Origin of the sequence: Paracoccus sp. FO-3, assembly GCF_006386455.1 — a bacterium.
Taxonomy (GTDB): Bacteria; Pseudomonadota; Alphaproteobacteria; order Rhodobacterales; family Rhodobacteraceae; genus Paracoccus; species Paracoccus versutus.
In genome coordinates this window covers 1-3,789 of the sequence record NZ_VCBQ01000198.1, presented here as the reverse complement: position 1 = coordinate 3,789, position 3,789 = coordinate 1, and the positions used below count along the sequence as shown (strand labels likewise).

Genomic DNA, 3,789 nt, shown 5'->3' with positions numbered 1-3,789 from the left:
GACCATCCGCATGATCCCCGGCTGCACCAGGCCCTGATCGAGATCGCGCCGCGCGTCGGCCGGGCCGAGCATCGCAAGGCGCTCAGCGCCCGCATCGCCGCGCTGATCGAGGCGCGGTTGCGGCGCCATGCGGACGAGTTGGCCGCCGATCTCGATCCGGCCGAGGCGGCGGCGATGCTGGAGGCCGTGCTGGAAACCGCCGCGCACCGCGCGCTGGAACAGCATCCCGCCGGCCTGCCGACCGCAAGGCTCGCGGCCCAATGCCGGCGGATGATCATGGCTTATCTCACATGCCCGGCGGGGCGCTCGTGAGGGAAGTTTTCATGTTGGCCGCTCCTTGGGTGTCCCAAAGCGGATCGGAAGTGCTGGGGATATTCATGGGCCTTGAGCCATGGATCAACCCAGTCAGACCAGGCCAGGTCGCGTTTCCAGAAGCTGCTGCTCGGACATGCCACAGCTCTAGGGAACCACCTCGTGCCGCCATCGCGAATAGGATAGGCGGCCAAAGGCACAGAGGGTGCAAAGGTGGCGACGGAGCGTTGCTGACATTCCCGACCCATTCCGGCCACTCGCGAACAGCCCTGTGCCGCAATGGGGCCTCCGCGTCGCGGCGTTTCGTGTTCGCCGCAGCGGTTAAGGCTGCGCAGCGAGAGAAATGTCGGACGCAGGCTTTTTGCCCTGATCAGCCGGCAGCGTCCGTGACCCCGAACGCCTGCCAGAAACCGATCCTGCCAGCCGGGGTGATCTCCAGCGCCCTCGTTCCGGCGCGGCGCCGCACCCAGCCCCGATCCAGGGCATGGGTGCAGATGGCGGCGCCCAGAGCCCCGGCCAGATGCGGGCGGCGCTCGCTCCAGTCCAGGCAGGGACGGCAGAGCGGGCGGCGGCTATGCATGTCGCGATCCGCCGCCAGGATGCCGAGGGCCTGTATCCTGGCCCGGCCCGAGCCCTGGCAGCTGCTCGCGGCGGCGCTGGCCAGCGGCGCCGGCTGGGTCACGATGGGGGCGGCCGCCGTGAATGCGCTGATCGCGCCCTGGTTCATCCTGCGCCGTCCCGCCGCGCTCGGCATGGCCCATAACGGCGCGAGCCTGGGCGGGGTGATTTTCTCGCCGCCGTGGATCGCGCTGATCGCGGGCATCGGCTTTCTGCCGGCGGCCCTGGCCGTCGGCGGCGTCATGGTGGCCGTGGTCGCGACCCTGTCGGTGCTGGTGTTCCGGCACACGCCCGAAAGCATGGGGCAAAGCCCGGACGGCGTGCAGGGGGCCGATCCCCGGCCACGAGCGCCGCGAGGCGGTTCGCCCGCGCGCCGCTGGTTCTTTGCCGACGGCAAGTTCGTGACGCTGGCCGCCGGCATGATGCTGGGGCTCTTTGCCCAGATCGGGTTGCTGGCGCATCTGTTCTCGCTGCTGGTGCCGGTGCTGGGCGAGGGCATGGCGGGGCTGGCGATGGGCGGCGCGACGCTCGCCGCGATCCTCGGGCGTTCGGTGGTGGGCTGGATGATGCCGGTCTCGGCCGACCGCCGCCTGGTCGCCTGTGCCAGCTATGGCGTGCAGGTGGCCGGATCGCTGCTGTTCCTTCTGGCGGCGGGCGAGGGCGGGGCTCGGCATTGCGCTCTTCGGGTTGGGGATCGGCAATGCCACCTCGCTGCCGCCGCTGATCGCGCAGCAGGGGTTCACCCGGGCCGTGGTGGCCCGCGTCGTGCCGCTGATCGTCGCCATCGGCCAGGCCGGCCATGCCTTCGCTCCGGCGGCGTTCGGCCTGTTGCGCGGGGGTGGCATGATCGGCGGATCCGGTTCCGCGCTGCTGTTCGCCTGCGCTGCGGCGATACAACTGGCCGCGATCGGCTGCCTTCTGGCGGGGCGGGGCGGGGGGGAAGGCCGGGCCGCCCTCAGCCTGACGCAACACGCCCATGATCTGGGCTTCGGTGAAACGGCTCTTCTTCATCGGAATCTCCTCGTCCATCCTGCCGAGAAAACTCCACGTCCGCATCCCCTTAACCATGGGGAGGATTACCGCAGCAGCTCACAGTCGGAAATCTGTCCAAGAAACGGGAGTCGCTCACTGAGCCATCATTGGCATAGTTATTGCGCAGAAACCCTTCGTATCGGCTTACAGGAGCACGATGACAACGGCCCTGAACAGCTCGAACTGCGTTCTCGATAACCGCAAGATCTAGCGAGGAACAGAAATTGAATAACAGGACAAAGGCAGGACAACCGCAGTTCCTAGCCGATCCAAACAAGCAGCATTTTATCGACGGTACATGGCGGCCATCCGCTTCCGGGGAGAGTATCGAGACATTCAACCCCGCGACCGGCAAGGTCCTGACTACACTGGCGCGCGGTCGCAAGGAGGATGTCGATGCCGCAGTTGCAGCTGCACGGCGTGCGTTCGAGGGGCCGTGGAGCCGTTTCACTCCGCAACAGCGGATGACGCTGATGATGCGAGTCGCCGAGGTCGTGGAGAAAAATTTCGATGAGCTTGCCACACTGGAATCGCTCGATATGGGAGCGCCGCTTGCGCGGACCCGTGGCATGAAAGCCGGCTTGCTGGCCATGATCCGCTACCTTGCTGCACAGGCGGTAAGCTGGACCGGCAGCACGATTCCGAACTCGCTACCTGGCAATGTCACCACGCTTACTCTGAAGGCGCCGGTGGGTGTCGTCGGCGGGATCATCCCGTGGAACGGGCCGCTTATCAGCTTCTGGGGAATCGTGGGCGGCGCCCTGGCGACCGGCTGCACGGTGGTGATCAAGTCCGCCGAGGATGCGTCGCTGACCGCGCTGCGCACGGCGGAACTGCTGGCCGAGATCGGTGTGCCAGAAGGGGTGGTGAATGTGGTCACCGGCCTCGGCGCCGAGGCCGGTGCGGCCTTGGCTGCCCATCCCGATGTGGATCGCATCGCTTTTACTGGCTCGACCACCACCGGTCGCGAGATCGTCAAGGCCTCTACGGTCAACATGAAGCGTGTACAGGTGGAACTGGGCGGCAAGTCGCCCGACGTGATCTTTGCCGACGCGGATCTCGACAAGGCGGTGCCCGGCGCGGCCATGGGTGTCTTTACCAATTCCGGCCAGATCTGTTCAGCCGGGACCCGCATCTTCGTCCAGCGCACCATCCAAGAGGAGTTCCTGGCCCGGATGGTCGAGTTCAGCAAGGGGATCGTCGTGGGCGACCCCTTCGATCCGAATGTGCAACTGGGTCCTCTTGTCTCGCAGCGTCAATTGGAGCGGGTGATGCATTATGTCTCGGTTGGTGGTTCGGAAGGCGCGGATCTGCGGACAGGCGGCAGCCGGCTGGGGGGCGATCTGGCGGACGGCTATTTCATCGCGCCGACCGTCTTCAGCAGTGTCCACAATGACATGACCATCGCGCGTGAAGAGATCTTCGGCCCTGTCGCCTCGGTTAGGGATGATCCGTGAGATTGGGTCGAGCCAGCGCGTTCCCCGCATATGCGGGGATGAACCGTCCTGTGGAAAACAACGGCTACCATTTTCATCCTTGTTCCCCGCATGCGCGAGGGTGAACCGACGCTGGCAGCGGCGCTGATCGAGGACGGCGACTGTTCCCCGCATGCGCCTTCATGCCACTGACCTTCGATCCGGCCTGCATGCTGCACCGCTTCCTGTCGTCGATCCCGAACTCCGTGTTCATGGTCATCGTCTATCTGCGGCTCCGGTGCCTCTTGCCCTTGGCGATCGCCCATTGGCTCCCGGATGCCGCCCCGACCCTGTTCTCGTTCTGAGCCGGGGTTCAGGTGCAGTGTGTCCGGGGCTGTACGTCGATGGTGAT

At 66.1% G+C, this 3,789-nt stretch carries 5 protein-coding genes; 4 read left to right on the top strand and 1 reads right to left on the bottom strand.

Features of this window, described 5'->3' with window-relative positions:
* Positions 1-312: hypothetical protein (locus tag FE811_RS27750; protein WP_219848966.1), on the top strand; the 312-nt coding region annotated here is incomplete at its 5' end.
* A 370-nt stretch (positions 313-682) separates the two neighbouring features.
* Here FE811_RS27750 and FE811_RS28565 read toward each other — a convergent pair.
* Positions 683-1,039: a hypothetical protein gene (locus FE811_RS28565; protein WP_208861596.1), complete on the bottom strand. Its 357-nt coding sequence runs from the start codon at positions 1,037-1,039 to the stop codon at positions 683-685.
* Here FE811_RS28565 and FE811_RS27745 point away from each other — a divergent pair.
* The 3 genes from FE811_RS27745 to FE811_RS27740 all read left to right on the top strand — a co-directional run bounded on the left by FE811_RS27745 (position 1,011) and on the right by FE811_RS27740 (position 3,742).
* On the top strand, positions 1,011-1,910 hold the full coding sequence (locus tag FE811_RS27745) for a hypothetical protein (RefSeq protein ID WP_181180983.1): 900 nt from the start codon (positions 1,011-1,013) through the stop codon (positions 1,908-1,910). The two genes, FE811_RS28565 and FE811_RS27745, sit on opposite strands and share 29 nt — an antisense overlap.
* Positions 1,911-2,186: 276 nt before the next feature.
* The gene (locus FE811_RS26040) at positions 2,187-3,419 is read left to right on the top strand and encodes an aldehyde dehydrogenase (RefSeq protein WP_116221792.1); all 1,233 of its coding nucleotides are present in this window, start codon (positions 2,187-2,189) and stop codon (positions 3,417-3,419) included.
* A gap of 161 nt (positions 3,420-3,580) precedes the next feature.
* Positions 3,581-3,742 (top strand): hypothetical protein, encoded by a 162-nt coding sequence (locus tag FE811_RS27740; RefSeq protein WP_157034119.1) that lies wholly within the window; start codon positions 3,581-3,583, stop codon positions 3,740-3,742.
* The last annotated feature ends 47 nt before the right edge of the window (positions 3,743-3,789 follow it).

Excerpts from the sequence above, each read along its gene's own strand:
- FE811_RS28565 (WP_208861596.1), bottom strand. The coding sequence starts at position 1,039 with ATGAACCAGGGCGCGATCAGCGCATTCACGGCGGCCGCCCCCATCGTG.
- FE811_RS27740 (WP_157034119.1), top strand. The coding sequence starts at position 3,581 with ATGCCACTGACCTTCGATCCGGCCTGCATGCTGCACCGCTTCCTGTCG.